Genomic DNA, 24,834 nt, shown 5'->3' on the forward strand with positions numbered 1-24,834 from the left:
TGAACGGACGGCGACGTGAGGGTGAACGGGGAGAGCGGCGCAAAAGCGGCCCCGGGCGGGCCGATCAGGCCGACATCGGCCGCTGCACCCTGATCGACTGGAGCAGTCCGATGGCCACCCACACGGCGAACATCGACGATCCTCCGTAGGAGACGAACGGCAGCGGGAGCCCCGCCACCGGCATGATTCCGAGCGTCATCCCGATGTTCTCGAAGGCCTGGAAGGCGAACCAGGCGATGATCCCGGCGCAGACGATGGTGCCGTAGAGCTCGGTGGTCTCGCGGGCGATGACGCAGGCCCGCCACAGGATGACGCCGAGCAGGACGAGGATCAGCCCGGCTCCGACGAAGCCCAGCTCCTCCCCCGCGACCGTGAAGACGAAGTCGGTCTGCTGCTCGGGCACGAACTGGCCGGTGGTCTGCGAGCCGTGGAAGAGCCCGGAGCCGGTCAGGCCGCCGGAGCCGATGGCGATGCGCGCCTGGTTGGTGTTGTAGCCGACGCCGGCGGGGTCGAGCTCGGGGTTGGCGAAGGCGGCGAAGCGGTTGATCTGGTACTCGTCGAGGATGCCGAGCTGCCAGATCAGGACGGCGCCGGCGACGCCCGAGCCGAGCAGACCCAGCACCCACCGGTTGGAGGCGCCGGAGGCCAGCAGGACGCCGAGCACGATGACGACCATGACCATGACGGATCCGAGGTCGGGCATCAGCATGATGATGCCCATCGGGGCGGCCGCCAGGCACAGGGCCTTGACGACCGTGCGGTGGTCGGGGTTGGCGAGGTCGCCCGCGTCGACCCGTGCGGCGAGGAGCATCGCCATGCCGAGGATGATCGTGATCTTCACGAATTCGGAGGGCTGGAGCGAGAAGCCGCCGCCGATGACGATCCAGGCGTGGGCGCCGTTGATGGTGGCGCCGAGCGGGGTGAGGACGGCCAGGATCAGCACGACGGAGAGCCCGTAGAGGATCGGCACGGCCCCGCGCAGGGTGCGGTGGCCGAGCCAGACCGTGGCGATCATCAGCACGAGGCCGATTCCGGTGTTCATGGCGTGCCGGAAGAGGAAGTAGTACGGGTCCCCCTGGTTCAGGGAGGTCCGGTTGCGGGTCGCCGACCACACCAGCAGGGAGCCGATGAGGGAGAGGGCGATCGCGGAGAGGAGTATCGGCCAGTCGAGCCGGCGCACCACGGAGTCGCGGGCGGTGAGCTTGGCCATCGCCCCGCGCTCCGGCGCGTACCGGGATACGGAGAACTTGTTCGCGGTCTGCATCAGGGTTCAGTCCTGCCGTGCGGCGGGCGGGGCGGGCGGCCCGGCGAGCGGGGCCGGCGCCAGGTCTTCCGGGGACGGGGGCACGTACGGCCTGATCTCGGGTGAGTCGATGGAGCCGTCTGCCTGGATGGTGGGGAGCTTGGCCTCGGGGTGGAGCAGCAGTGCCGCCTTCAGGTCCTGCTTTCCGGCCATGTCGAGACCGTAGATGGCGTTGTAGACGTTGCGGACGGCGGGGCCCGACGCACCGGAGCCGGTGCCGCCCTGGGAGATGGTCATGACGATCGTGTAGTCGTCGGTGAAGGTGGCGAACCAGGAGGTGGTCTGCTTGCCGTAGACCTCGGCGGTACCGGTCTTGGCGTGCATCGGGATCTGCTTCTGGGGCCAGCCGCCGAAGCGCCAGGCGGCGGTACCGCGGACGGCGACGCCCTCCAGGGCTCCGACCATCTGCTGCCGGGTGTGCTCGTCCATGGGGAGCTTGCCGTGGGCCTCGGGCTTGATCTCTTCGATGTGCTTGCCGTCGGCGCTGATGATGGCCTTGCCGATGGTGGGGTTCCACATGGTGCCGCCGTTGGAGATGGCCGCGTAGATGGTGGCCATCTGGATCGGGGTGACGAGGGTGTCGCCCTGCCCGATGGAGTAGTTGACGGCGTCACCGGCGCGCATGAGGTTGCCTTCGAGGCAGTTCTCGTAGGACAGCAGCTCGACGTAGGTGCCGCCCTTCTTGCCGGTCTTGCACCACCCGTCCTTGTTGGCCTCCCAGAACCGCTGCTTCCACTCGCGGTCGGGGACCCGGCCCTTCTCCTCGCCGGGCAGGTCCACGTGGGTCTCGGCGCCGAGGCCGAACTGATGGGCGGTCTTGTAGAAGATCTGCGCCGGGTTCTTCTTCGGCTTGAGCCCGCCGTCCTTGAGCCATTCCTTGTGGCCCAGCGCGTAGAACACGGTGTCGCAGGAGACTTCGAGGGCCTGGCCGAGGGTGATGCTGCCGTGGCCCTGGGATTCGAAGTTCTTGAAGACCTGGCCGCCGATGGAGTACGAAGCGGGGCAGGGGTACTCGCCGTCGAACTTGTATCCGGCGTTGACCGCGGCGGCGGTCGGGATGACCTTGAAGATGGAGCCCGGGGCGGCCTGGCCCTGGATCGCCCGGTTCATCAGCGGGACGTTGGACTCCTTGGCGGTGAGCTTGGCGTAGTCCTTGCCGGAGATGCCGCCGACCCACACGTTGGGGTCGTAGCTCGGGTTGGAGGCCATGGCCACGACCCGGCCGGTCTTGGACTCCAGGACGACGATGGCGCCCGCGTCCGCCTTGTAGGGGACGCCGGTGTTGCGGTCGATCTGCTTGCGCGCCTCCAGCATGGCCGCGTTCAGCTCGAACTCGGCGACGCCCTGGACCCGGGCGTCGATGCTGGTGACGAGGTTGGCGCCGGGGACTGCCGGGTCGTTCCTGGCCATGCCGATGACCCGGCCGAGGTTGTCCACCTCGTAGCGGGTGACGCCCGACTTGCCGCGGAGCTCCTTGTCGTACGTGCGCTCGATGCCGAAGCGGCCGACCTGGTCGGAGCGCAGGAACGGCGAGTTGGTGGTCTTCGCCTTGATGATCTCCGCGTCGGTGACCGGGCCGAGGTAGCCGAGGACCTGGCCGGTGTTGGCGCCGCCGGGGGCCGGGTAGCGGCGTACGGCGGTGGGCTCGGCGGTGATCCCGGGGAAGTCCTCGGGGCGCTCGCGGATCTGCAGGGCCTGCTGGGTGGTGGCCTTGTTGGTGACCGGGATCGGCTGGTACGGGGAGCCGTTCCAGCAGGGCTGCGGGGTCTCGTTGTTGCAGAGCCGGATCTTGTAGGCGACGTCCTGTGGCCTCATGTCGAGGACTCCGGCGAGCTGGGCGAGCACGGCCTTGCCGCGGTCCTTCATCTTCATCAGCTCGGTGCGGCTGGCGGAGACGACGAGGCGGGTCTCGTTGTCGGCGAGCGGGACCCCGCGGGCGTCGAGGATCGAGCCGCGCACGGCGGGCTGGACCACCTGCTGGACGTGGTTGTTCTTGGCCTCGTGGGAGTACTCGTCGCCGTTGCGGATCTGGAGGTACCACAGGCGCCCGCCGAGGGTGCAGAGCAGGGAGAAGACGAGGACCTGGATGATCACGAGCCGGATCCGCACCCGGGAGGTGCGTCCGGTCTCCGGAATGTTGGTCACGGGGACTCCTCCCTCACAGCTTCTTGACGCTCTTCACACCCTTGATTCCCTTGACGCCCTTTATCCGGCCGGCCCGGTTGGCGCGGCTGCGGGCGGTCTTCATCCGCAGGCCGCCGCGCTGGCTGCCGATCCGCAGGCCGGTGCCGCCGGCCAGCCAGCCGGAGGCGATGTCCTTGCCGGACGGCGGGCCGCCGTTGGCCTCGACGGCCATCGGGTCGTTCTCCGCGCGGCGGGCCAGCGCCATGATGAACGGCACGGTGAAGGGCGCGAGCAGCAGGTCGTAGAGGACGGCGGTGAACAGCAGCCCGGTCAGACCCACGTGGCGGGCGGCGGTGTCGCCGACCAGGGCGCCGACGCCCGCGTAGAGCAGGGTGGAGGCGAAGGCCGCGCCGACGACGGTGAGCATCGGGCCCCAGGCGGAGCGGAAGCGTCCGGTGTCGGGTCGGACCAGGCCGGCGACGTAGCCGATGACGCAGAGCACGAGCGCGTAGCGGCCGGCGGCGTGGTCGGCGGGCGGGGCCAGGTCGGTGAGGAGGCCGGCGGTGAAGCCGATGAGCGCACCGCTGACGCACCCGTACACGAGTGCGAGGGCGACGACGGTGAGCAGGACCAGGTCGGGGACGGCTCCGGGGAGTTGGAGCCTTCCCAGGATGGAGACCTGGACGACGAGGGCTACCACGACGAGCGTCGCCGAGAGCAGGATCCGGTTGAAGCGCATGATGGTCGGCTCCTACTCGTCGGCCGGCTTGCCGGACGCGCCGGGCGACGGCGTGACCGTGACGGTGACCGTCGGGGTGGGCTTGGGTGCCTCGGGCTTGGGAGGCAGGACGGCGTCGCGCGGGTCCTCGCGCGGGGGCATCACCACGACGCCGACGATGTCCAGGCGGGAGAAGCCCACGTAGGGGCGGATCCAGATCGTCCGGGTCAGGTCACCGCGCGAGGGGTCGACCTTGACCACCTCGCCGATCGGGACGCCGGGGACGAAGGGCTTGTTGCCGCGCGATCCGAAGGTCACGAGGCGGTCGCCGGGGGCGACCTTGGCCTTGCCGTTGAGCATCTGCACGGACAGCGAGCGGTCGCCCTGTCCGGTGGCGAAGCCGAGCTCGCCGGTCTTCTCCAGGCGGGTGCCGACGGTGAAGTCGGGGTCGTTGGCGAGGACCACGGTGGCGGTGTCGGGGCCGACGGTGGCGACCCGGCCGACGAGTCCGTCCCCGTTGAGGACCGTCATGTCGCGCTCGATGCCGTCCTTGGTGCCGGCGTCGATGGTCACGGTCCAGGAGAAGCCCTGGGCCGCTCCTATGGCGATGACCTCGGCGCCCTTGATGCCGTACTGTCCGGCGCCCGCGCGCTTGAGCATCTCGTCCAGCTCGCGGATCCGGCTGCGGGTCTGGTCGTCGCTGCCGAGCTTGGCCTTCAGTGCCGCGTTCTCGCGCTCCAGCGTGGCGATGCGGTTGTGCCGCTCGCCGGAGTCCCGTACCGCCCCTATGGCGTTGGCGACCGGATCGACCCCTTTCGCCACGCCCTTCTCGACCGGCCCGAAGACCGCTGCGGCGGCCTGTCGGGCACCGTCGACCGGCGACTCCTCGCCCGTTCTGATGTCCACCGTGATCAATGCGAACGCGATGGCGATCAGAAGCACCAGGAGCAGCCGGCTTTCTCGTGTGTCCCTCACGTGCGGCGGCCGTGCCTTCCTCGTAGTTCTCCGTGCGGCGAAGCCGCTCCGGTGGAGCCGGGGCTCGCACCGGACCTTGCCTGTATATCAACGATCCGCCGCACGGGCCCGGTAGCACCCGTACGGCGGATCGTTGGTGTTCCTCGTACCCCCCGGGGAGGGTCAGCGCCGGGGCTGGGCGTCCAGGACCTGCTGGAGGGCCTCGAACTCCTCTACGCACTTGCCGGATCCGAGCGCGACGGAGTCGAGCGGGTCCTCGGCGATGTGGATGGGCATGCCCGTCTCGCGGCGCAGCCGCTCGTCGAGGCCGCGGAGCAGGGCGCCGCCGCCGGTGAGGACGATGCCGCGGTCCATGATGTCGCCGGAGAGCTCCGGCGGGCACTTGTCGAGGGTGGTCTTGACCGCGTCGACGATCGCGTTGACCGGCTCCTCGATCGCCTTGCGGACCTCGGCGGCCGAGATCACGACGGTCTTCGGGAGGCCGGAGACCAGGTCGCGGCCGCGGATCTCGGTGTGCTCGTCCTTGTCGAGGTCGTAGGCCGACCCGATGGTGATCTTGATCTGCTCCGCGGTCCGCTCACCGAGGAGGAGGGAGTACTCCTTCTTGATGTGCTGGATGATCGCGTTGTCCAGCTCGTCGCCGGCCACCCGGATGGACTGTGCCGTGACGATTCCGCCGAGGGAGATGACGGCGACCTCGGTGGTGCCGCCGCCGATGTCCACGACCATGTTGCCGGTGGCCTCGTGGACGGGCAGGCCCGCGCCGATGGCGGCGGCCATCGGCTCTTCGATGATGTGCACCTGGCGGGCACCGGCCTGCGTGGACGCCTCGATGACGGCGCGGCGCTCCACTCCCGTGATGCCGGAGGGTACGCAGACCACGACGCGCGGGCGGGCCAGGTAGCGGCGCTTGTGGATCTTGAGGATGAAGTACCGGAGCATGCGCTCGGTGATCTCGAAGTCGGCGATCACGCCGTCCTTGAGGGGCCGGACCGCGACGATGTTGCCGGGCGTCCGGCCGATCATCTTCTTCGCCTCGGAGCCGACCGCCAGGATGCCGCCGGTGTTCGTGTTGATGGCGACCACGGACGGCTCGTTCAGGACGATCCCCCGGCCACGCACGTACACCAGCGTGTTGGCGGTCCCGAGGTCGATCGCCATGTCACGGCCGATGAACGACATGTAGTTCCCCTTGTTCCCCATGAGGAGCGTCTGGCCTTCCAGTTGATAGCAGCTGCTGTCAGGTCGGCGAGGTGGGTGTGTGGGTGGAGGCCCCATCGTAGTGCCGCAAGTACGGACACCGCGCGACGGGACTCCGGCGATCCCGCCGGAATGGATACCCGCCCCCATAGTGGTGACGTCGTGTCCTGTCGATGCGTTCCCGGTAATCACCGGTAATACCAAAGGGCGACCGAAATTACTTCGGTCGCCCCAGGTCATGAGCGCTATTCGGCTGATGTTCCGTCAGGAAAGAGTGATCACAGCGCCGGGAAGAACAGCTTCAGCTCACGCTCGGCGGACTCCTCGGAGTCCGAGGCGTGGATCAGGTTCTCCCGGGTCACGGTGCCGAAATCCCCCCGGATGGAGCCGGGCGCCGCGGCGATCGGGTCAGTGGGTCCGGCCAGCTGGCGGACACCCTCGATCACGCGTTCCCCTTCGACGACCAGGGCCACGACCGGGCCGCTGGCCATGAAGCCCATGAGGGGCTCGTAGAAGACCTTGCCCTTGTGCTCCCCGTAGTGCGCTTCCAGGGTCTCCTGGTCCAGCGTGCGCAGTTCGAGCGCGGGAATGGTCCAGCCGGCCTTCCGCTCGATGCGGCCGACGATCTCGCCGATCAGGCCTCGACGGACGGCGTCGGGCTTGAGCAGGACGAGCGTGCGCTGGGTCATGTTTCGGCTCCTTGCGGCATACGGTGCGGTAGGGCGAATCTACAGGGGTTCGTGGCGGGCCCGGGCCTCGGCCTCGGCTGGGCCCGGACCTCGACCTCGGTCAGGCCTGGGCCTCGACCTCGATCTGCGCCGCCGCCCAGCGGGCCTTGATGTCGTCGATGCGGCGGCCGTAGTGGATCGAGCACCACCACAGGCCCGCGAAGACCGCGCCCAGGAAGAACATCATCGGGACGACCAGCCCGCTCAGGATCAGCCCGATCTGCAGCGCCCAGCCGATCTGCACGGCCCCCGGGCGGGACAGCATCCCGCACAGCAGCACCGACAGCAGCATCGCGATCCCGCAGACCGTCCAGACCGTGGCCTGGCTCAGGTCGCCCTTCATCGCCACCAGTCCGGCGAACCCGATCACGAAGAACTCGCCGATCAGCGTCGAAGCACACAGCGTGCGCATCCCTCAGCCCCTCTTCAGCAGCAGGCGGGCCTCGCCCACCGTGATCACGGACCCGGTCACCAGGACCCCGGCCCCTCCGTACTCGGCCTCTTCCTCGGCCAGCGTGATCGCCGCCTCCAGGGCGTCGTCCAGCCGCGGCTCCACCTGCACCCGGTCCACGCCGAAGACCTCGACCGCGACGGCCGCCAGCTCATCGGCGGACATCGCCCGGTGGCTGGTGTTCTCCGTGACCACGACCTCCGCGAAGATCGGCTCGAAGGCCTCCAGGACCCCCCGCACGTCCTTGCCCTCGCTCGCGCCCACGACCCCGACCAGCCGGCTGAAGCCGAAGGCCTCGGTGACCGCCTCCGCCGTGACCAGCGCCCCGGCCGGGTTGTGCGCGGCGTCCAGGACCACCGTCGGGCTGCGCCGCACCACCTCCATGCGGCCCGGCGAGGTCACCGAGGCGAAGGCCTTGCGCACGGTGTCCACGTCCAGTGCCCGCGCGTGGTCCGCGCCGATCCCGAAGAAGGCCTCGACCGCCGCCAGCGCCACCGCCGCGTTGTGCGCCATGTGGGCGCCGTACAGCGGAAGGAAGATCCCGTCGTACTCGCCGCCCAGCCCGCGCAGCGTCAGCTGCTGGCCGCCGACCGCGATCTCACGGGTGACGACGCCGAACTCCATGCCCTCGCGGGCCACCGTCGCATCGACCTCGACGGCCTTCTTCAGCAGGACCTGCGCCGCGTCCACCGGCTGCTGCGCCAGGATCACGGTGGCGCCCTGCTTGATGACCCCGCCCTTCTCCTGGGCGATCTCGCCGGGAGTGGAGCCGAGGCGGTCCGTGTGGTCCAGGCTGATCGGGGTGACCACGGCCACCGCGGCGTCGATCACGTTGGTCGCGTCCCAGGTGCCGCCCATGCCGACCTCGATCACGGCCGCGTCCACCGGGGCATCCGCGAAGGCCGCGTAGGCCATCCCGGTGAGGACCTCGAAGAACGACAGCCGGAACTCCTCGGCCGCGTCCACCATCTCCACGTACGGCTTGATGTCGTGGTACGTCTCCACGAACCGCTCCGCGGTGATCGGCGCCCCGTCCAGGCTGATCCGCTCGGTCACCGAGGACACGTGCGGGCTGGTGTAGCGGCCGGTGCGCAGCTCGAAGGCGTTCAGCAGCGCCTCGATCATGCGGGCCGTGCTCGTCTTGCCGTTGGTTCCGGTGACGTGGATGGAGGGGTACGCGCGCTGCGGCTCGCCCAGGACGTCCATCAGCGCGGCGATCCGGGTGACGGACGGCTCCAGCTTGGTCTCGCCCCAGCGGCCGGACAGCTCCTGCTCCACCTCCCGCAGCGCCTGGGCCACCTCGGGGTCGGTCGGGACATCGGGTACCGGGTCGCCCAACGGCGGACCGGCCTGCGCGCGCAGGGTGCGGCTGCCCGCAGCGATCACCGCCAGGTCGGGATCGCGGTCGGACTCTTCCGCCACGATCTGGTCGAACTCGTCGAAGCTGTCATCGTGGCTCTCGGGCTGCTGCTCACTCACGGGACCCAGTCTACGGATCAGAGCCGCAAGGACCTTCGGCCCGGGCGTTTCGGGACCTTCGGCGCCCGGAGCGACCGGATCGTTATGCAAGCCTTGCGGACAGGAGATTGGGGAACAAATGCCGCAGGCGCGCATAGAAAAGACGGGTCCGACCAAGACCCCTTCCAGCCGCGACATAGGGATCGACCTGGGAACCGCCAACACCCTCGTCTACGCACGGGGGCACGGCATCGTCCTCAATGAGCCGTCCGTGGTAGCCGTCAAGGCGGGTACCACCACCGCCCTGGCCGTGGGCACCGAAGCCAAGGAGACCATCGGCCGCACCCCCGGCTCCATCACCGCGATCCGCCCGCTCAAGGACGGCGTGATCTGCGACTACGAAGCCGCCGAGGAGATGATCCGGCACTTCGTCCGCAAGGCGGTCCCCGGCCGCCGGGTGCGCACCCGCATGGTGATCTGCGTACCGTCCGGGGTCACCCCGGTCGAGCGGCGGGCCATCATCCACGCCTCCACCCGGGCCGGCGCCAAGACCGTGCACCTGATCGAGGAGCCGATGGCCGCCGCGATCGGGGCCGGGCTGCCGGTGTCCGAACCGCGCGGCTCGATGGTCGTCGACATCGGCGGCGGCACCTCGGAGGTCGCGGTCATATCGCTGGGCGGAATCGTCACTTCCCAGTCGCTGCGGGTCGGCGGCGACAAGCTGGACTCCGCGATCATCGACTACGTCCGCAAGGAGCACTCGCTGCTCATCGGCGAGCGCTCCGCCGAGGACATCAAGATCGCCATCGGCTCGGCGTGGCCGGTGCCGGACCAGCCGGAGCTGGAGACCCGCACCTTCACCGTGCGGGGCCGCGAGAAGGTCGGCGGCATGCCCAAGACCCTCCAGCTGGACGCCACCGACGTGCGGGCCGCCCTCGACGAACCGATCGAGGCCATCATCGCGGCGGTGCGCACCACCCTGGAGGAGTGCCCGCCCGAGCTGTCCGGCGACGTCATGGAGCACGGCATCGTCCTGACCGGAGGCGGCGCGCTGCTGCCCGGCCTGGACCTGCGGATGGCCTCGGCGACCGGGATCCCGGTCTTCGTCGCGGACGATCCGCTGGACTGCGTCGCGCTGGGCTCGGGCCGCTGCGTCGAGGACATGGACAAGCTGAGCAGCCTGCTGGCCCCGGCGAAGGCCTGACGCCCCCGCCTGGCTAGCCCTTCGGGAGGGTCGCCACGACCTCGTACGAGCCCTCCGTGCGTCGGGCCGCCAGGGTTCCGCCCAGGCTGCGCACGCGCTCGGACATGCTCGCCGTGCCCGAGCCCGCCGAGACGGGGGCCCGGGACGGGCCCCGCTCCGGCAGGCCGTTGCTGACGGCGATCCGCAGCTGCGGGCCGTCCGCCGAGATGGTCACGTCGATGGTTTCGCCGCGGGCGTGCTTGGCGGCGTTGGTCAGACACTCCTGCACCACCCGGTAGACCGCCGCCTGCCGCAGCGGCGAAAGCCCGTGCACGCCCGGGTCCAGGGCGAGCCGTACGGGGGAACCCGCGCGCCCGCTCTCCTCCGCGAGCTCCGCCAGCCCCTCCACGCCCGGGGTCGCGGCCCGTTCCCCGCGCTGGACGATGATCTCGTTGAGCACCAGGTGGGCCCTGCGCGCAGTGTCGGCGAGCTCCTCGAAGTCCTTCGCGTACGCCGTCTCGCGCGCCCGCATCGACAGCACCTCGGAGCGGACCGTCAGCAGGGTCAGCTCGCGTCCCACGAAGTCGTGGACGTCGCGGGCCACGGAGGTCCGCTCCTGCTCCACCGCCTGGAGCACGGCCGTCTCCGCCCGGCGCGCGGCGAGCTCGCGCACGAGGTCGTGGCGGTACGCGGCGATGCCCACGGCCGAGGCGAGGACGCCGATGGGCACGACGAGGCTGAGGAAGGAGCTGAGCGTATCGGCCCGCGGCTCGGGCCAGCCGGGCACGCTGAACACCACCAGCGCGAAGGCCACGTACCCGAGGGTGGCGAGGATTCCGGCGCGGCGCCCGCGGTAGCGGCCCACCGAGTAGAGAGCGAACTGGATCAGGGTGAGCTCGTGGAGCCAGCCGATGAAGAGCAGGGCGGTGAGGTACGAGACCCAGGGCGAGCGGCGGCGCACCAGCAGGCCGAGGCACCCCGCGGCCAGCACCACGGCGGCGAGCGGGCCGTTGAGGGAGTTGTCGGCGGAGGCCAGACCGGGCAGGTCCAGGGCCATCAGGGCGAAGCAGCCGACGGCCGTGAGCACGTCCATCGCCCGCGGGGACCCGGTCCGGCTCTCGAGGAACCGGCGGCCGGAGGCCAGGGCCCGGTGGAGTGCCGAGACGGCGGGCTTGACGTGCATGTCCCCCATCATCCGTGGTCGGTGCCGCGGATCCGATCTGCCTGCGCCGCCTAAAAAGTGATATACGGCACTCCGGATCTTGTGATGATGGCCGAACGGCCCTGCCGCCCGGGGTGTCCGGCTTCGTACCGTCGGAGGAATGACCCCCGACGAAACCCGCCCCGTCCGTGTCTCGCGGGGCCTGCCCCTGCTCGTGCTCATCGGCGGGCTGATCGGCGCGCTGGCCTCCGGAGTCCTCACCTACGACCGCATCCGGGCGCTGGAGGACCCGCTCTTCACCCCCGGCTGCAACGTCAACGCGGTGCTGAGCTGCGGCGACGTGATGAACACCTGGCAGGGCAACCTGCTGGGCTTCCCGAACATGCTGCTCGGCATCGCCGGCTTCGCCGCCCTCGCCGCGCTGGGCGTGGCCCTGGTGGCCGGGGCGGTGTTCCCCCGCTGGCTGTGGCGCGGGCTGTGGGCGGGGGTCGCGGCCGGGTTCGGCTTCACGGTGTGGCTGATCAGCCAGTGCCTGTACGTGATCGGCGCACTGTGTCCGTGGTGCATGATCGTATGGGCAGTGATGATCCCGCTGTTCTGGTACGTCACCCGCCACCTGGCGCCGGCCGGCTCCCGGCTCCGCGCCCTCCCGCACTGGCTGGTCCCGCTGGCCCTGTACGTGCTGGTCGCGGCGCTGATCCTGACGGAATTCGGCAGCCGCCTGCTGTGACACCCGCCCCCTCACGGGGAACAGATACCGCGAAGGCCCCCACGTCGACCGACGGCGTGGGGGCCTTCGCTTGTGCTCTACGGGTGCCGTCAGCCCACGGGCAGGGCTTCGAGCTGGGCCTGGAGCCGGACGATGTCGTCCTCGGCCTTGGTGAGGCGGCCCTTGATCTTGTCCACGACGTTGTCGGGAGCCTTCGCGATGAAGGCCTCGTTCCCGAGCTTCGCCTCGGCCTGCTGCTTCTCCTTCTCGGCGGCGGCCAGGTCCTTGCTCAGCCGCTTGCGCTCCGCCGGGATGTCGATGGTGCCCGACAGGTCGAGCGCGACCGTGGCGCCGCCGACCGGCAGGGTGGCGGTGGCGCTGAAGGCCTCGCCCTCCGGCTGGAGGCGCAGCACCTGGCGGATGGCGGCCTCGTGGGCGGCCAGCGCCGTGGCGGAGAGGTCCAGGCGGGCCGGGACCTTCTGCTTGTCGTCGAGGCCCTGCTCCTTGCGGAACCGGCGGACCTCCCGGACCAGGCTCTGGACGCCCTCGATCTCGGCCTCGGCGGCCGCGTCGCGGAAGCCACTGTCCTTCGGCCAGTCGGCGATCACGAGGGACTCGCCGCCGGTCAGCGTGGTCCACAGGGTCTCGGTGACGAAGGGGACCACCGGGTGCAGCAGGCGCAGCATGACGTCGAGGACCTCGCCGAGGACCCGGGCGGAGGCCTTGGCCGGCTCGCCGCCCGCGAAGAAGGTCGTCTTCGACAGCTCGACGTACCAGTCGAAGACCTCGTCCCACGCGAAGTGGTAGAGGGCGTCCGACAGCTTCGAGAACTGGTAGTCCTCGTAGAACGCGTCGGCCTGCGCGACCGTCGTGTTCAGCCGGGACAGGATCCAGCGGTCTGTCGCCGACAGCTCCTCGACCGGCGGCAGGTCGCCCTCGATCGTGGCGCCGTTCATCAGCGCGAAGCGCGTGGCGTTCCAGATCTTGTTGGCGAACTTGCTGGAGGCCTGGACCCAGTCCTCGCCGATCGGGACGTCGATGCCCGGGTTGGCGCCGCGGGCCAGAGTGAAGCGGACGGCGTCGGAGCCGTACTTGTCCATCCAGTCCAGCGGGTTGACCGCGTTGCCGAAGGACTTCGACATCTTCTTGCCGCGCTCGTCGCGGACCATGCCGTGCAGGGCGATGGTGTGGAACGGCGGGGTGCCGTCCATCGCGTACAGGCCGAACATCATCATCCGGGCGACCCAGAAGAAGAGGATGTCGTAGCCGGTGACCAGGACGGCGTTCGGGTAGAACTTCGCCAGGCTCTCGGTCTGCTGCGGCCAGCCGAGCGTGGAGAACGGCCACAGGCCGGAGGAGAACCAGGTGTCCAGGACGTCCGTGTCCTGGGTCCAGCCCTCGCCGGTCGGCGGCTGCTCGTCGGGGCCGACGCAGACGATCTCGCCGTTCGGGCCGTACCAGACGGGGATGCGGTGGCCCCACCACAGCTGGCGCGAGATGCACCAGTCGTGGAGGTTGTCGACCCAGTCGAAGTAGCGCTTCTCCATCTCCTGCGGGTGGATCTTGACCTGGCCGTCGCGGACCGCGTCACCGGCGGCCTTGGCGAGCGGGCCGACCTTGACCCACCACTGGAGCGACAGCCGCGGCTCGATGGTGGTCTTGCAGCGCGAGCAGTGCCCGACGGAGTGGGTGTACGGGCGCTTCTCGGCGACGATCCGGCCCTCGGCGCGCAGCGCGGCGACGATGGCGGAGCGGGCCTCCAGCCGGTCCAGGCCCTGGAAGGGGCCGTGGACGGTGATGACCGCGTGCTCGTCCATGACGGCGAGGTTGGGCAGGCCGTGGCGCTGACCGATCTCGAAGTCGTTGGGGTCGTGCGCCGGGGTCACCTTGACGGCGCCGGTGCCGAACTCGGGGTCGACGTGCTCGTCGGCGACGACCGGGATGCGGCGGCCGGTGAGCGGCAGCTCGATCTCGGTGCCGACGAGGTGCTTGTAGCGCTCGTCCTCGGGGTGAACGGCGACGGCCGTGTCACCGAGCATCGTCTCGGCGCGGGTGGTGGCGACGACGATGGAGGCGTCGCCCTCCCCGTAGCGGATGGAGACGAGCTCGCCCTCGTCGTCCTGGTACTCGACCTCGATGTCGGAGATCGCGGTGAGGCAGCGGGGGCACCAGTTGATGATGCGCTCGGCGCGGTAGATCAGCTCGTCGTCGTAGAGCTTCTTGAAGATGGTCTGGACGGCCTCGGACAGGCCCTCGTCCATGGTGAAGCGCTCGCGCGACCAGTCGACGCCGTCGCCGAGGCGGCGCATCTGGCCGGAGATCTGCCCGCCGGACTCGCCCTTCCACTGCCAGACGCGCTCGACGAACGCCTCACGGCCCAGGTCGTGGCGGGACTTGCCCTCCTTGGCGAGCTCGCGCTCGACGACGTTCTGGGTGGCGATGCCCGCGTGGTCCATGCCGGGCTGCCACAGGGTCTCGTAGCCCTGCATGCGCTTGCGGCGGGTGATGGCGTCGATGAGCGTGTGCTCGAAGGCGTGCCCCAGGTGGAGGCTTCCGGTGACGTTCGGCGGCGGGATGACGATGGCGAAGGGAGGCTTCTCGCTCTTCTCGTCCGCCTCGAAGTACCCACGCTCTACCCAGCGCTCGTAGAGCTTCCCCTCTACATCGGCCGGCGCGTACGAAGTCGGCAGTTCGGAGTCGGGGCTGCTGGGTGTCTGCGTGTTCTCGGTCACGGAGCACAGTTTAGGGCCGTAACGGTCCGGTCATGAAACCGGGTTTAGCGGGGCCCGGCGCCCTGTACGCCTCCGGCTTCCGCAAGGATGTGTGGGACGAATAAGCAACCTCACAGGGGGACACGGGATGAGCTACAACCAGCCAGGGCCGTACGGGGGCCAGCAGCCGCAGCAGCCGGGGCCTTACGGGCAGCAGCCGCAGCAGCCGGGACCCTACGGTCAGCCCGGTCAGCCCGGCCCCTACGGGCAGCAGCCCGCCCCGCAGCCCGGCTACGGATACCCGCAGCAGGCTCCCCCCGGAATCCCCCCGCAGGGCTACCCGCAGCAGCCGCAGCAGCAGCCCCCGTACGGCGGCTACCCGCAGCAGCCTCCGTACGGCGGCACTCCCCCGAAGAAGTCCAAGGCCGGCGTGATCATCGCCGTGGTCGTGGCGGTCGCCGTGGTCGCGGGCGCCGGCTGGTACTTCACGAAGGGCGGCGGCGCGAGCGGAGGCGTCTCCGCCGACACCAAGGGTTACAAGCTGACCTTCCCTGAGAAGGTCGACCAGTTCCAGAAGAAGGCGCCCGCTGCCGGCGGCCCCTCGACCGACGCCCCGATCACCCCCGAGCAGAAGACGAAGTTCGAGGCGATCGGCATCAAGAACCCGACGTCCGCGGGCGCTCAGTACCAGGTCGGCACGGACACCAAGAGCAAGCAGCTCAGCGCCAAGGGCTACTGGGGCCAGGTAGCCGATCCTGAGAAGACGGTCGACGCCTTCTATGCCACCTACAGCCAGCCCAACAAGGAAGCGGAGGCGCTCGGCTTCAAGTACGAACTGGTCGGCACTCCGAAGGAGTTCACCCCCGACGGCTTCAAGGGCGCCATCATGAAGTGCGCCGTCGTCAAGATGACCAGCTTGAAGCCCGCCACGGGCAAGACGCCCTCGACCATGCAGATCCCGACCTGCGCCTGGGGCGACTACTCGATGCTGACCACGGTCAACCTCGTGGACCCGGCCCAGCTCCTGGTCGGCGGCAGCGGCGCCTCCCTCGACGAGGTCGCGGGCCTGACGGCGAAGCTCTACAACACCTCGCGCAGCAAGGCCTGATCATGGCAAGGGCCCAGCACAGGCTGGGCCCTTGGACCGTTGACGTCAGTCACGCGACGCCTGGTAACACGCCTCATTGGCGTGGTCCGGCCTCACGCCCCGCGATACCAGTATCCCGTAGCAGGCCTGCTCGCCAAAGAAACCCGTCGTGCCCTGATCACACGCGCTGATCACGTTGGGTCCGACAACGTAGCCCAGGTTACGCATGTAGTTCGTGCAGTCCCCAGAGGTGGCCTGCGCGGGCGCTGCCGCGAGCACGGGCAGCGCACCCGCCAATGCCGTCGCCGCAGCCATGCCGATGATCCGTCGCGCCTTGCTCATATAGCCGCTCCTTGCCGATCGTGGTCACTACCAGGCAGTAGTCAACTCATCGGATAGCGCGGGACCTAGACGAACTCGAACGCATGGCCGATTTTCACGTCTTTTGGCTGATCTTCGAAAGCCAGAAGGGCCGCCCCAGCCAACTGGCTGAAGGAGCGACCCTTCTGCGTGATGCTCGGTGCAGCTACGCCGACTTCTCGTGCGGGCCCTGGTCCTTCGGGACGATCCGGGGGACCAGCGTCGGGTTGACGTTGGAGCGGACCACGTCCGAGGTGATGACCACGCGGGCCACGTCCTTACGGGACGGGACCTCGTACATCACCGACATCAGGACCTCTTCCATGATGGCGCGCAGGCCGCGCGCGCCGGTCTGGCGGAGGATCGCCTGGTCGGCGATGGCCTCGAGGGCCTCGCGCTCGAAGTCCAGCTCGACGCCGTCGAGTTCGAACAGCCGCTGGTACTGCTTGACCAGCGCGTTGCGCGGCTCGATGAGGATCTGGAGCAGGGCCTCGCGGTCCAGGTTGTGCACCGAGGTGATGACGGGGAGACGGCCGATGAACTCGGGGATCATCCCGAACTTCACCAGGTCCTCCGGCATGACCTCCTGGAACTGGTTGCTCGCCTCGATCTCGCGCTTCGAGCGGATCGTCGCCCCGAAGCCGATGCCCTTGGCGCCGGCGCGGGACTCGATGATCCGCTCCAGGCCGGAGAAGGCTCCGCCCACGATGAACAGCACGTTCGTCGTGTCGATCTGGATGAACTCCTGGTGCGGGTGCTTGCGGCCGCCCTGCGGCGGTACGGAAGCGGTCGTGCCTTCCAGGATCTTCAGCAGGGCCTGCTGCACGCCCTCGCCGCTCACGTCGCGCGTGATCGACGGGTTCTCGCTCTTGCGGGCGACCTTGTCGATCTCGTCGATGTAGATGATCCCGGTTTCGGCCTTCTTGACGTCGTAGTCAGCGGCCTGGATCAGCTTGAGCAGGATGTTCTCGACGTCCTCGCCGACGTACCCGGCCTCCGTCAGCGCCGTCGCGTCGGCGATGGCGAACGGGACGTTCAGCATCCGGGCGAGGGTCTGCGCGAGGAGGGTCTTGCCGGAGCCCGTGGGACCCAGCAGCAGGATGTTGGACTTCGCGAGCTCGATCGCGTCGTCGCGGCCCGTCCCGCCGCCGTTCTCGCCTGCCTGGACGCGCTTGTAGTGGTTGTACACCGCTACGGAGAGCGCCTTCTTCGCCGGCTCCTGGCCGACGACGTAGCTCTCCAGGAACTCGTAGATCTCCCGCGGCTTGGGAAGCTCTTCCCAGCGGACCTCGGAGGTCTCCGCGAGTTCCTCTTCGATGATCTCGTTGCAGAGGTCGATGCACTCGTCGCAGATGTACACACCGGGTCCCGCGATGAGCTTCTTCACCTGCTTCTGGCTCTTTCCGCAGAACGAGCACTTGAGCAGGTCGCCGCCGTCACCGATGCGTGCCACGAGGTGCTTCCCCTTCGCCTGGGAGACGCCTGGTTCAGCGCTCCTGGTGCCTCATATCCGACGGTACCTTGCCGGGGGCCCCGTGCGGGGCCCCCTTGACGTGGTTCACATCGCCCAATCCGGCGACGTGCCCACGCCAACTGGCGGCAAGGATCAGTTCGAAGTCTTGCGGGTGGCCACGACCTGGTCGATCAGGCCGTACGCCAGCGCGTCCTGAGCCGTGAGGATCTTGTCGCGCTCGATGTCGTCGCGGATCTTCTCGATCGGCGTCGAGGAGTGCGTGGCCAGCATGTTCTCGAGCTGGTCGCGCATGCGCAGGATCTCGTTGGCCGCGATCTCCAGGTCGGAGAGCTGCTCGCGGCCGGTGCCGCCCGAGGGCTGGTGGATCAGCACACGGGCGTTCGGGAGCGCCATGCGCTTGCCGGGGGCGCCGGCGGCGAGCAGGACGGCGGCGGCGGAGGCCGCCTGGCCCATGCAGACCGTCGAGATGTCCGGCTTCACGAACTGCATCGTGTCGTAGATCGCCGTCAGCGCGGTGAAGGAGCCGCCGGGGCTGTTGATGTACAGGTAGATGTCGCGGTCCGGGTCCATCGACTCCAGGCACAGCAGCTGCGCCATGACGTCGTTGGCGGAGGCGTCGTCGATCTGCACGCCGAGGAAGATGATGCGCTCCTCGAAGAGCTTCGCGTACGGGTCGTACTCGCGCACGCCCTGCGAGGTGCGCTCGACGAAGCGCGGGATGACGTAGCGGTTGTCCACCGGTGCGCCGGTGTAGAGGCCGCTCGCGGGAGAGAGATTGTTCATGTGCATCTGGGTGTTCACCATCCTGGTGGCGTTCTGCGGGCTGAGGCTTGCCTGGTGCGGGCGGGCGGGGCCCTCTACGGGGCCCTGCGCGCCGGGGCCGGGATCAGGCCCCGGTGCCGCCGCCGCCGGGAACCAGGGACGCGGCGGAGATGATCTCGTCGATGAGGCCGTAAGCCTTGGCCTCTTCCGCCGTGTACCAGCGGTCGCGGTCGCCGTCGCGGATGATCGTCTCCACGGTCTGACCGGAGTGGTGGGCGGTGATCTCAGCCATGCGCTGCTTCGTGCGCAGCAGGTACTGGGCCTGGATCTTGATGTCCGAGGCGGTGCCGCCGATGCCGGCGGAGCCCTGGTGCATCAGGATGTCGGTGTTGGGGAGCGCGAAGCGCTTGCCCGGGGTTCCGCCGGTGAGCAGGAACTGGCCCATGGAGGCCGCCATGCCCATACCGATGGTGACGACGTCGTTCGGGATGTACTGCATGGTGTCGTAGACCGCCATGCCGGCCGTCACCGAGCCGCCGGGGCTGTTGATGTACAGGTAGATGTCCTTCTCCGGCTCGGCGGCCAGGAGCAGGAGCTGCGCCGTGATCTTGTTCGCGATGTCGTCGTCTACCTGCTGGCCGAGGAAGATGATGCGCTCGCCGAGCAGCCGGTTGTAGACATGGTCGCCGAGGCCGCCACCGATGGACGGCTCACCCGCGGCGTAAGGCTTCAGATTCGTCACGTATCCACCTGCTCGTCTCCGACGGCCATGTGCCGTCTCAGCGTCTCGTTCTGGGGCGCGGACCAACCGTGCGGACGATGTCCACCGGCGTCGGGTACTCCCGTGCCCTCGTATTCATGGACCCTAACGCGCAGGTAGGACAACGCCATCCCGCTTCCCGAACTGTTCGCTCGGAGCGCAAGGTCCCGGGGGTCCCGGGCGGGCATGCCGAAGGGCCCGCACGCAGCCGCGTACGGGCCCTTCGGGCCGTGCTCCGGTACCGCTCCGGGGGTGTGCCCCGGCTAGGCCCGGCAGGTGTTACTTGGCCTCGTCGGCCGCGATCTCGCCGTCGGCCTCGACCGCGTTCTCGACGGTCTCGGCGGCCTGCTCGACCGTGTTCTCGTCGTCCTCGTCGTCCGAGAGGTCGACGACCTCACCGTTGGTGTCGGTGACCTTGGCGGCCTCGACGACGGCCGCGAGGGCCTTGCCGCGGGCGACCTCGCCGACGAGCATCGGAACCTGGCCACCCTCGACGACGGCCTGGGCGAACTGGTCGGGGGACATGCCGGAGGAAGCGGCGCGACGCATGAGGTGCTCGGTGAGCTCCTCCTGGTTGACGTTCAGCTTCTCCTTGTTGACCAGCTCGTCGAGGACGAACTGGGTCTTGATGCCCTTGATCGCCTGCTCGGCGGTCTCGGCGTCGAACTCCTCGACCGTCTTGCCCTGGATCTCGAGGTACTTCTCGATGGACAGGCCCATCTGGCCGAGCTGGTGGTGCTCGAGGTTGTGCTTGCGGGTCTGGACCTCGTCCGCGAGGAGCTTCTCGGGGATCGGGACCTCGACGAGCTCCAGCAGCTTCTCCAGGACGCGCTCCTGGGCCTGCGTGGCCTGGTCGTACTGCTTCATGTTCTCAAGGCGCTTGCGGCTGTCGGCCTTGAGCTCTTCGAGGGTGTCGAACTCGCTCGCCATGCCGGCGAACTCGTCGTCCAGCTCCGGCAGCTCACGGGCGGAAACCTTGGTGACCTTGACGGTGACCTCGGCGTCCTTGCCCTCGGCGGAGCCGCCCTTCAGCTGGGAGGTGAAGGTGGCCTCGCCACCGGCCTCCAGGCCCTTGACGGCCTCGTCGATGCCTTCGAGAAGCTCACCAGAGCCGATGGTGTAGGAGACGTCCTGGGCGACACCGTCCTCCAGCACCTCGCCGTCGACCTTGGCTTCGAGGTCGATGGTGACGACGTCGCCGTCCTCCGCCGCGCGCTCGACGTCCTTGGTGGACGCGAAGCGGCCGCGCAGCTGCTCGACCGACTTCTCGACGTCCTCGTCCGAGACCTCGACGGCGTCCACGGTGACCTCGATGCCGGAGTAGTCCGGGATCTCGATCGCGGGGCGGATGTCGACCTCGGCGGTGAAGGCCAGCAGTTCGCCGTCCTTCAGCTCCGTGATGTCGACCTCGGGCTGGCCCAGCGGGTTCAGGTCGGCCTCGTTGACCGCCTCGGTGTAGAACTTCGGGAGGGCGTCGTTGACGGCCTCCTCCAGCACCGCACCGCGGCCGAAGCGCTGGTCGATGACCCGGGCGGGGATCTTGCCCTTGCGGAAGCCCTTCACCGTGACCTGCTGGTTGATCTTCTTGTAGGCCGCGTCGAGGCTGTCCTTGAGCTCCTCGAAGGGCACCTCAACAGTGAGCCGAACCCGAGTCGGGTTCAGGGTCTCCACGGCGCTCTTCACGGTTTGGTCTCCTTGGTGGCTGACTGCTGGGGGTCTCCGCCGTCACGCTGTGATTCAGCGGTTCGGTGGATCGGGCCCGGTACATCAGACACACGGGCACGCAGCTTGCATAGTAACCGCAAGCGGCAATCAGCCCACAACGCGATCATCAACGCGAGGTCGCGAGATCTGTCGGAGACACTGCTGGTCGGGGTGGCCGGATTCGAACCGACGACCTTCCGCTCCCAAAGCGGACGCGCTACCAAGCTGCGCCACACCCCGTCGGTGCGACACGTAGGGTACATGCCCGAAGACCCTTTGCCGCGCGGTGTTTCCACGGAACCCCCGCCCCGCGCACACGCGGGCCCGCAATGAGGTGTGCGATGCCCCGCCGCGACCCGCTAGGATGCTGTTCGTGCCGCGCTCCCCGGATCCGCGGCGCACGCTGTGCGGGCGTAGCTCAATGGTAGAGCCCTAGTCTTCCAAACTAGCTACGCGGGTTCGATTCCCGTCGCCCGCTCTTTATGGCTCAGGGCCAGGTCAGAGGATGTTTCCTCGACCTGGCCCTGATGCGTTTCCTGGATCTCCGAACCCTTGACGGCGCGGACCGGGCCATGAGGTGATCACCACATCATCGGCCGCATTGAGGGTGGGAAATTGATCGGGCACTACATCGCGGCGCAGGAGGCGACTTCGCCGAGCAGCATGTTCCGGCTCGCCGCGATGTTCATTCCTGCCGGGGCCTTCTGCGTCTACCGGGCCGGCCGGCTCAAGCTCGCGCCGCGCGGGGGGACGACCGGAATGACGCTCGCGCGGCGGTTCGTGCTCATCGGTGGCTGGTTCGTCGCGGGCTTCGGCGCGCTCGCGCTGATCACGGGGATCGGTCTCGCCGCGACCACCTGACCGCGGCCCGTTTCCGGCCGCGGCCCGGCGCTTCGGAGTCCGGAGTCCGTGGTTCGGATCAGAGCTTGATGCCGGCGATCGTGGTGGCCAGGGAGTCCAGGAAGTTGTTGACGTCCGGGGCGATGGAGCTGGACGCGAGGAAGAAGCCGAAGAGGACCGCGACGATCGCGGGGCCGGCCTTGAGGTGATTTCCGCGGACGAGCACCACGAGGATGATCGCCAACAGAACCACTACTGACAGCGAAATGGCCACTTCTGATCACACCTTCGGTCGTCCCCTGGTCGGCCCGGGGCACGATCAGGCGTACCCCCACATGGACCATCCTCCCACCAACGCGCCCCGGCTATCCGTCTCGTGACGAATCGGCAGTGGCGCGTTTGCCTCAGGGGGCCTTGAGGCCCAGGAGGGAGCGGACGTAGAGGTACTTAACGGACAGGCGCTCCCGGGTCGGGGCGTCCAGGACCGCCAGGCGGGCCGGGTCCGCGTTGTGCGCGAGGTCGGCTTCCTTGACCAGCAGGGCGCCCGGGGTGGCGAGGATGCGGGCCGTGTACTCCTCGACCGGTTCGCCGGGGCGTTTGGTCAGGGCGAGGACCATCTCCTTGACGGATTGCGGGAGTCCGGCGGATTCCAGCCAGGCCGGAGTGAGGGCGTCGTCCTCGATCGAGTCGTGGAGCCAGGCCGCCGCCTGCTGTGCGTCCGACCCGCCGCGGGCGCGGACCCCCTCGGCCACGGCCGCGAGGTGTTCCGCGTACGGCCGGCCGGCCTTGTCGGTCTGGCCCTCGTGCGCGGCGCGGGCCAGGGCCTCGACCTCGGCGAGGGTCAGGGGTGTTAGGGGTGTTAGGGGCGTCAGGTGGTGGCGGTCGGTCATCCGAGCTCCTTCGCCGCAGTGTGCAGGGCCTGCGCCACCCGGCGCACATCCGCCTGCGTGGTACGCCAGTTGGAGAACGCGGCGCGCAGGGCGGGGGTTCCCGCGTAGACGGTGGGGGTGAGGAAGACCTCCGGGCCCACCGCTTCGCGCAGGGCGGTGAGACGGGCCGTGGTGGGGGCCTCGGCGAGGGTGAAGCAGACGACGTTCAGGCGGACCGGGGCCAGGACCGTGAAGGACGGATCTGCGGAGAGGGAATCGCCGAGGGCGCGGGCGCAGGCGATGTCCCGTTCGACGATCTCCCGGTGGCCCTCGCGGCCGTAGGCGCGCAGCGTGAACCAGGCGGCCAGGGCCCGCAGCCGGTGGGAGTTCTCCGGGGTGAGGTGCACCAGGTCGGGGTGGTCGCCGAGGGGGCCCAGGTAGGCGGCCGAGTTCTGGAAGACGCGGGCCTGGAGGTCGCGGCGGCGGGTGAACTGCACGGCGCTGTCGTAGGGGACGTTGAGCCACTTGTGGAGGTCGACGCAGACGGAGTCGGAGGCGTCGAGTCCGGCGGTGAGGTGGGCGTGTTCCGGGGAGAGCGCGGCGAACGCGCCGAAGGCGGCGTCCGTGTGCAGCCAGAAGTCGTGGCGTTCGCGCAGGGCCGCGATGGCGCGCAGGTCGTCGAAGTCCACGGAGTTGACGGTGCCGGCGTTCGCGACGACGACGGCGGGGCGGCCCGGCTCGTCGGCGAGGGCGCGTTCCAGGGCCGCGGGGTCGACGGCCTCGCGGCCGGGCAGGGTCGGTACGGGGACCAGGGCGCGGCGGCCGAGGCCGAGGACGGAGAGGGCCTTGGCGATGGAGGAGTGCGGGGCGCCGGACAGCACCCGGACCGGGCCGAGCGCGGCCGCGCCGTCCTCGGCCGGACAGACGCCGAGGCGTTCGCCCAGCCATTCGCGGGCGATGGCGAGGCCGGTGGTGTTGGACATGGTGGCGCCGCTGACGAAGGTGCCGGTGTGCGCGTCGGAGAGGCCGAAGAGCTCGCGGAGCCAGCCGACGGTTTCGCGTTCGAGGTCCTGACCGCCGCCGTCCAGGGCGGAGTTGGAGTTCTGGTCGTGCGCCGCGGTCAGCCAGTCGCCCGCGAGGGCGGCGGGGGTGGCGCCGCCGGTGACGAAGCCGAGGTAGCGGGGTCCGGCGGAGGCCGACAGTCGCGGGGCCCAGCGTCCGGCGAAGGCCGCGAGGGCCTCCTCGGTGCCCGTCCCGCGCTCGGGCAGCGGCTCCGGAGCCGGGGGGCCGTCCTGGAGGGGCGCTACGACGGGACGCACGTCCAGTGCCGCGAGGGCCGCGGCGGCGGCGTCGCGGGTGGCGTCGAGCAGTGCGGGGAATCGGGCCAGGTCAGCGGCGAGGGTGCGGTCCATGGGGGCAGGGTAGGCGCCCCGCGGGGGCGTCGGACCGGCCAATCGGGGGCGAGTGGCCCGGGCTCCGGGCCGTGGACCCGGTGCTTGGGGCTCCGGCGGGCCGGATCCGCCGCGCCTTAGGGTCGGGGGATGACGTGGAGACGGTGGGGGCGGGCCCTGGGCGGGGCGGGAGTTCTGGTGACGGTGCTGGCGGGGTGCGATACCCCGCCGGCGCCTCCGGCGGCGCCGGGGCCGACTGTCGGCAACCCCTTGGGTAGCCCTCGGGCGGGGGCGACGGCGGGGGCCGGGGCGGGGGCCTCTTCGGCCGGGGAGGCGTGTCCCGAGGGCGGGGTGCGGCTGGTCGAGGGGGACGGGAGCGCCGCCATGGGGTTGCGGGCGGAGTCCGTGCAGTTGGTCAACTGCGGGACGCAGCCCTACGTGGTGGAGGGGTATCCGCAGCTGCGGCTGCTCGACAAGGCGCAGGCGCCCGTGGAAGTGACCGTGGCGCACGGCTCGGCGGGCATCACCACCGGGGCGGCGAACGTGGACGCTCCCCCGCAGGAGGTGGTCATCGCGCCGGGGCGGGCCGCGTATGTGCCGATGGTGTGGCGCAACCTCGTCACGGAGACGGACGTCGTGGCGGCGGAGGGGTGGGTGCTGGAGGTCACCCCGCGGCCGGGTGCGCCGAAGCTGGTGCTGCGGCTCAGTCGGCCGGTTGATCTGGGGAACACCGGGAAACTCGGGATCGGGCCTTGGACGGCGCTCGTGCGGTGAGGACCGGGGGTGGGGGGCCTCCGGGGGTGGGCGGCCCTGCGGGGCTTGTCCCCTACCCGCCCTTCCACCGTTCCCCGGGCGCTGCCCGGAC

The 24,834-nt window shown here is 69.7% G+C and carries 23 protein-coding genes and 2 tRNA genes; 6 read left to right on the forward strand and 19 right to left on the reverse strand.

The genetic code is table 11. From position 1 onward, the window contains the following. Positions 1-64: 64 nt before the first annotated feature. The 8 genes from rodA to OHU74_RS11935 form a co-directional block, all read right to left on the reverse strand. A complete protein-coding gene (gene rodA, locus OHU74_RS11900; protein WP_371615865.1) occupies positions 65-1,264 on the reverse strand; it encodes a rod shape-determining protein RodA in 1,200 nt (399 codons plus the stop codon). A gap of 6 nt (positions 1,265-1,270) precedes the next feature. Beyond that, a complete protein-coding gene (mrdA, locus tag OHU74_RS11905) occupies positions 1,271-3,448 on the reverse strand; it encodes a penicillin-binding protein 2 (RefSeq protein WP_371615866.1) in 2,178 nt (725 codons plus the stop codon). Between the two features lie 13 nt (positions 3,449-3,461). Beyond that, positions 3,462-4,166: a rod shape-determining protein MreD gene (gene mreD / locus OHU74_RS11910; protein WP_371615867.1), complete on the reverse strand. Its 705-nt coding sequence runs from the start codon at positions 4,164-4,166 to the stop codon at positions 3,462-3,464. A gap of 12 nt (positions 4,167-4,178) precedes the next feature. After that, complete coding sequence (gene mreC / locus OHU74_RS11915) at positions 4,179-5,120, reverse strand: rod shape-determining protein MreC (RefSeq protein WP_330296390.1); 942 nt, start codon at positions 5,118-5,120, stop codon at positions 4,179-4,181. Positions 5,121-5,282: 162 nt separating this feature from the next. Then, entirely contained in the window at positions 5,283-6,302 is a 1,020-nt protein-coding gene (locus tag OHU74_RS11920) for a rod shape-determining protein (RefSeq protein WP_069923827.1), read from the reverse strand. 296 nt (positions 6,303-6,598) lie between these two features. Further along, a complete protein-coding gene (gene ndk, locus OHU74_RS11925; protein WP_214950910.1) occupies positions 6,599-7,009 on the reverse strand; it encodes a nucleoside-diphosphate kinase in 411 nt (136 codons plus the stop codon). A 100-nt stretch (positions 7,010-7,109) separates the two neighbouring features. Further along, on the reverse strand, positions 7,110-7,460 hold the full coding sequence (locus OHU74_RS11930; RefSeq protein WP_371615868.1) for a DUF4233 domain-containing protein: 351 nt from the start codon (positions 7,458-7,460) through the stop codon (positions 7,110-7,112). A 3-nt stretch (positions 7,461-7,463) separates the two neighbouring features. Beyond that, positions 7,464-8,978: a folylpolyglutamate synthase/dihydrofolate synthase family protein gene (locus tag OHU74_RS11935; RefSeq protein WP_371615869.1), complete on the reverse strand. Its 1,515-nt coding sequence runs from the start codon at positions 8,976-8,978 to the stop codon at positions 7,464-7,466. A 118-nt stretch (positions 8,979-9,096) separates the two neighbouring features. On the opposite strand from OHU74_RS11935, the gene OHU74_RS11940 reads away from it, so the two are divergent. Beyond that, on the forward strand, positions 9,097-10,161 hold the full coding sequence (locus OHU74_RS11940) for a rod shape-determining protein (RefSeq protein ID WP_371615870.1): 1,065 nt from the start codon (positions 9,097-9,099) through the stop codon (positions 10,159-10,161). Between the two features lie 13 nt (positions 10,162-10,174). Here the strand turns inward: OHU74_RS11940 and OHU74_RS11945 are convergent, their stop codons facing one another. Continuing rightward, positions 10,175-11,323, reverse strand: coding sequence for an ATP-binding protein (locus tag OHU74_RS11945; RefSeq protein ID WP_371615871.1), 1,149 nt, complete (start codon positions 11,321-11,323; stop codon positions 10,175-10,177). Between the two features lie 139 nt (positions 11,324-11,462). Between OHU74_RS11945 and OHU74_RS11950 the strand changes: the two genes are divergently transcribed. Further along, a complete protein-coding gene (locus OHU74_RS11950) occupies positions 11,463-12,032 on the forward strand; it encodes a vitamin K epoxide reductase family protein (protein WP_371615872.1) in 570 nt (189 codons plus the stop codon). An 89-nt stretch (positions 12,033-12,121) separates the two neighbouring features. Here OHU74_RS11950 and OHU74_RS11955 read toward each other — a convergent pair whose 3' ends face one another. After that, positions 12,122-14,743, reverse strand: coding sequence for a valine--tRNA ligase (locus OHU74_RS11955; RefSeq protein WP_371615873.1), 2,622 nt, complete (start codon positions 14,741-14,743; stop codon positions 12,122-12,124). 127 nt (positions 14,744-14,870) lie between these two features. Between OHU74_RS11955 and OHU74_RS11960 the strand changes: the two genes are divergently transcribed. Continuing rightward, complete coding sequence (locus OHU74_RS11960; protein WP_371615874.1) at positions 14,871-15,830, forward strand: hypothetical protein; 960 nt, start codon at positions 14,871-14,873, stop codon at positions 15,828-15,830. Positions 15,831-15,875: 45 nt separating this feature from the next. On the opposite strand, the gene OHU74_RS11965 is transcribed toward OHU74_RS11960, so the two are convergent. The 6 genes from OHU74_RS11965 to OHU74_RS11990 all read right to left on the reverse strand — a co-directional run bounded on the left by OHU74_RS11965 (position 15,876) and on the right by OHU74_RS11990 (position 21,109). Then, on the reverse strand, positions 15,876-16,151 hold the full coding sequence (locus OHU74_RS11965) for a hypothetical protein (protein WP_371615875.1): 276 nt from the start codon (positions 16,149-16,151) through the stop codon (positions 15,876-15,878). Positions 16,152-16,335: 184 nt separating this feature from the next. After that, on the reverse strand, positions 16,336-17,622 hold the full coding sequence (gene clpX / locus OHU74_RS11970; protein WP_250739478.1) for an ATP-dependent Clp protease ATP-binding subunit ClpX: 1,287 nt from the start codon (positions 17,620-17,622) through the stop codon (positions 16,336-16,338). A 153-nt stretch (positions 17,623-17,775) separates the two neighbouring features. After that, positions 17,776-18,447 (reverse strand): ATP-dependent Clp protease proteolytic subunit, encoded by a 672-nt coding sequence (locus tag OHU74_RS11975; RefSeq protein ID WP_371615876.1) that lies wholly within the window; start codon positions 18,445-18,447, stop codon positions 17,776-17,778. A gap of 82 nt (positions 18,448-18,529) precedes the next feature. Beyond that, on the reverse strand, positions 18,530-19,147 hold the full coding sequence (locus tag OHU74_RS11980; protein ID WP_250739480.1) for an ATP-dependent Clp protease proteolytic subunit: 618 nt from the start codon (positions 19,145-19,147) through the stop codon (positions 18,530-18,532). A gap of 297 nt (positions 19,148-19,444) precedes the next feature. Continuing rightward, the gene (tig, locus tag OHU74_RS11985) at positions 19,445-20,848 is read right to left on the reverse strand and encodes a trigger factor (RefSeq protein ID WP_371615877.1); all 1,404 of its coding nucleotides are present in this window, start codon (positions 20,846-20,848) and stop codon (positions 19,445-19,447) included. Positions 20,849-21,032: 184 nt separating this feature from the next. Then, a tRNA-Pro gene (locus OHU74_RS11990) sits at positions 21,033-21,109 on the reverse strand. 167 nt (positions 21,110-21,276) lie between these two features. Here OHU74_RS11990 and OHU74_RS11995 point away from each other — a divergent pair. Together OHU74_RS11995 and OHU74_RS12000 are read left to right on the forward strand one after the other, a co-directional pair. After that, a tRNA-Gly gene (locus tag OHU74_RS11995) sits at positions 21,277-21,347 on the forward strand. Between the two features lie 137 nt (positions 21,348-21,484). Continuing rightward, the gene (locus tag OHU74_RS12000; protein ID WP_371615878.1) at positions 21,485-21,730 is read left to right on the forward strand and encodes a hypothetical protein; all 246 of its coding nucleotides are present in this window, start codon (positions 21,485-21,487) and stop codon (positions 21,728-21,730) included. A gap of 58 nt (positions 21,731-21,788) precedes the next feature. Here OHU74_RS12000 and OHU74_RS12005 read toward each other — a convergent pair whose 3' ends face one another. From OHU74_RS12005 to OHU74_RS12015, 3 genes are all read right to left on the reverse strand, one after another. Further along, positions 21,789-21,983, reverse strand: a complete 195-nt coding sequence (locus OHU74_RS12005) for a hypothetical protein (protein WP_330296402.1) — start codon at positions 21,981-21,983, stop codon at positions 21,789-21,791. A gap of 130 nt (positions 21,984-22,113) precedes the next feature. Next, positions 22,114-22,599, reverse strand: coding sequence for an HD domain-containing protein (locus tag OHU74_RS12010; RefSeq protein ID WP_371615879.1), 486 nt, complete (start codon positions 22,597-22,599; stop codon positions 22,114-22,116). Then, positions 22,596-23,990, reverse strand: coding sequence for an aspartate aminotransferase family protein (locus OHU74_RS12015; protein WP_371615880.1), 1,395 nt, complete (start codon positions 23,988-23,990; stop codon positions 22,596-22,598). The genes OHU74_RS12010 and OHU74_RS12015 overlap by 4 nt, the downstream gene beginning before the upstream one ends. 129 nt (positions 23,991-24,119) lie before the next feature. Here OHU74_RS12015 and OHU74_RS12020 point away from each other — a divergent pair, with 129 nt between their 5' ends. Then, positions 24,120-24,743, forward strand: coding sequence for a DUF4232 domain-containing protein (locus OHU74_RS12020; RefSeq protein WP_371615881.1), 624 nt, complete (start codon positions 24,120-24,122; stop codon positions 24,741-24,743). Positions 24,744-24,834: the final 91 nt, after the last annotated feature.

This window comes from Streptomyces sp. NBC_00454 (assembly GCF_041434015.1).
GTDB lineage: Bacteria > Actinomycetota > Actinomycetes > Streptomycetales > Streptomycetaceae > Streptomyces.

Bases quoted from the DNA above. Each gene is read 5' to 3' on its own strand.
- rodA (WP_371615865.1), bottom strand. From the start codon at position 1,264: ATGCAGACCGCGAACAAGTTCTCCGTATCCCGGTACGCGCCGGAGCGC.
- mreD (WP_371615867.1), bottom strand. From the start codon at position 4,166: ATGCGCTTCAACCGGATCCTGCTCTCGGCGACGCTCGTCGTGGTAGCC.
- OHU74_RS11920 (WP_069923827.1), bottom strand. From the start codon at position 6,302: ATGTCGTTCATCGGCCGTGACATGGCGATCGACCTCGGGACCGCCAAC.
- ndk (WP_214950910.1), bottom strand. From the start codon at position 7,009: ATGACCCAGCGCACGCTCGTCCTGCTCAAGCCCGACGCCGTCCGTCGA.
- OHU74_RS11930 (WP_371615868.1), bottom strand. From the start codon at position 7,460: ATGCGCACGCTGTGTGCTTCGACGCTGATCGGCGAGTTCTTCGTGATC.
- OHU74_RS11940 (WP_371615870.1), top strand. From the start codon at position 9,097: ATGCCGCAGGCGCGCATAGAAAAGACGGGTCCGACCAAGACCCCTTCC.
- OHU74_RS11945 (WP_371615871.1), bottom strand. From the start codon at position 11,323: ATGCACGTCAAGCCCGCCGTCTCGGCACTCCACCGGGCCCTGGCCTCC.
- OHU74_RS11950 (WP_371615872.1), top strand. From the start codon at position 11,463: ATGACCCCCGACGAAACCCGCCCCGTCCGTGTCTCGCGGGGCCTGCCC.
- OHU74_RS11960 (WP_371615874.1), top strand. From the start codon at position 14,871: ATGAGCTACAACCAGCCAGGGCCGTACGGGGGCCAGCAGCCGCAGCAG.
- OHU74_RS11965 (WP_371615875.1), bottom strand. From the start codon at position 16,151: ATGAGCAAGGCGCGACGGATCATCGGCATGGCTGCGGCGACGGCATTG.
- OHU74_RS11975 (WP_371615876.1), bottom strand. From the start codon at position 18,447: ATGGTGAACACCCAGATGCACATGAACAATCTCTCTCCCGCGAGCGGC.
- OHU74_RS12010 (WP_371615879.1), bottom strand. From the start codon at position 22,599: ATGACCGACCGCCACCACCTGACGCCCCTAACACCCCTAACACCCCTG.
- OHU74_RS12015 (WP_371615880.1), bottom strand. From the start codon at position 23,990: ATGGACCGCACCCTCGCCGCTGACCTGGCCCGATTCCCCGCACTGCTC.
- OHU74_RS12020 (WP_371615881.1), top strand. From the start codon at position 24,120: ATGACGTGGAGACGGTGGGGGCGGGCCCTGGGCGGGGCGGGAGTTCTG.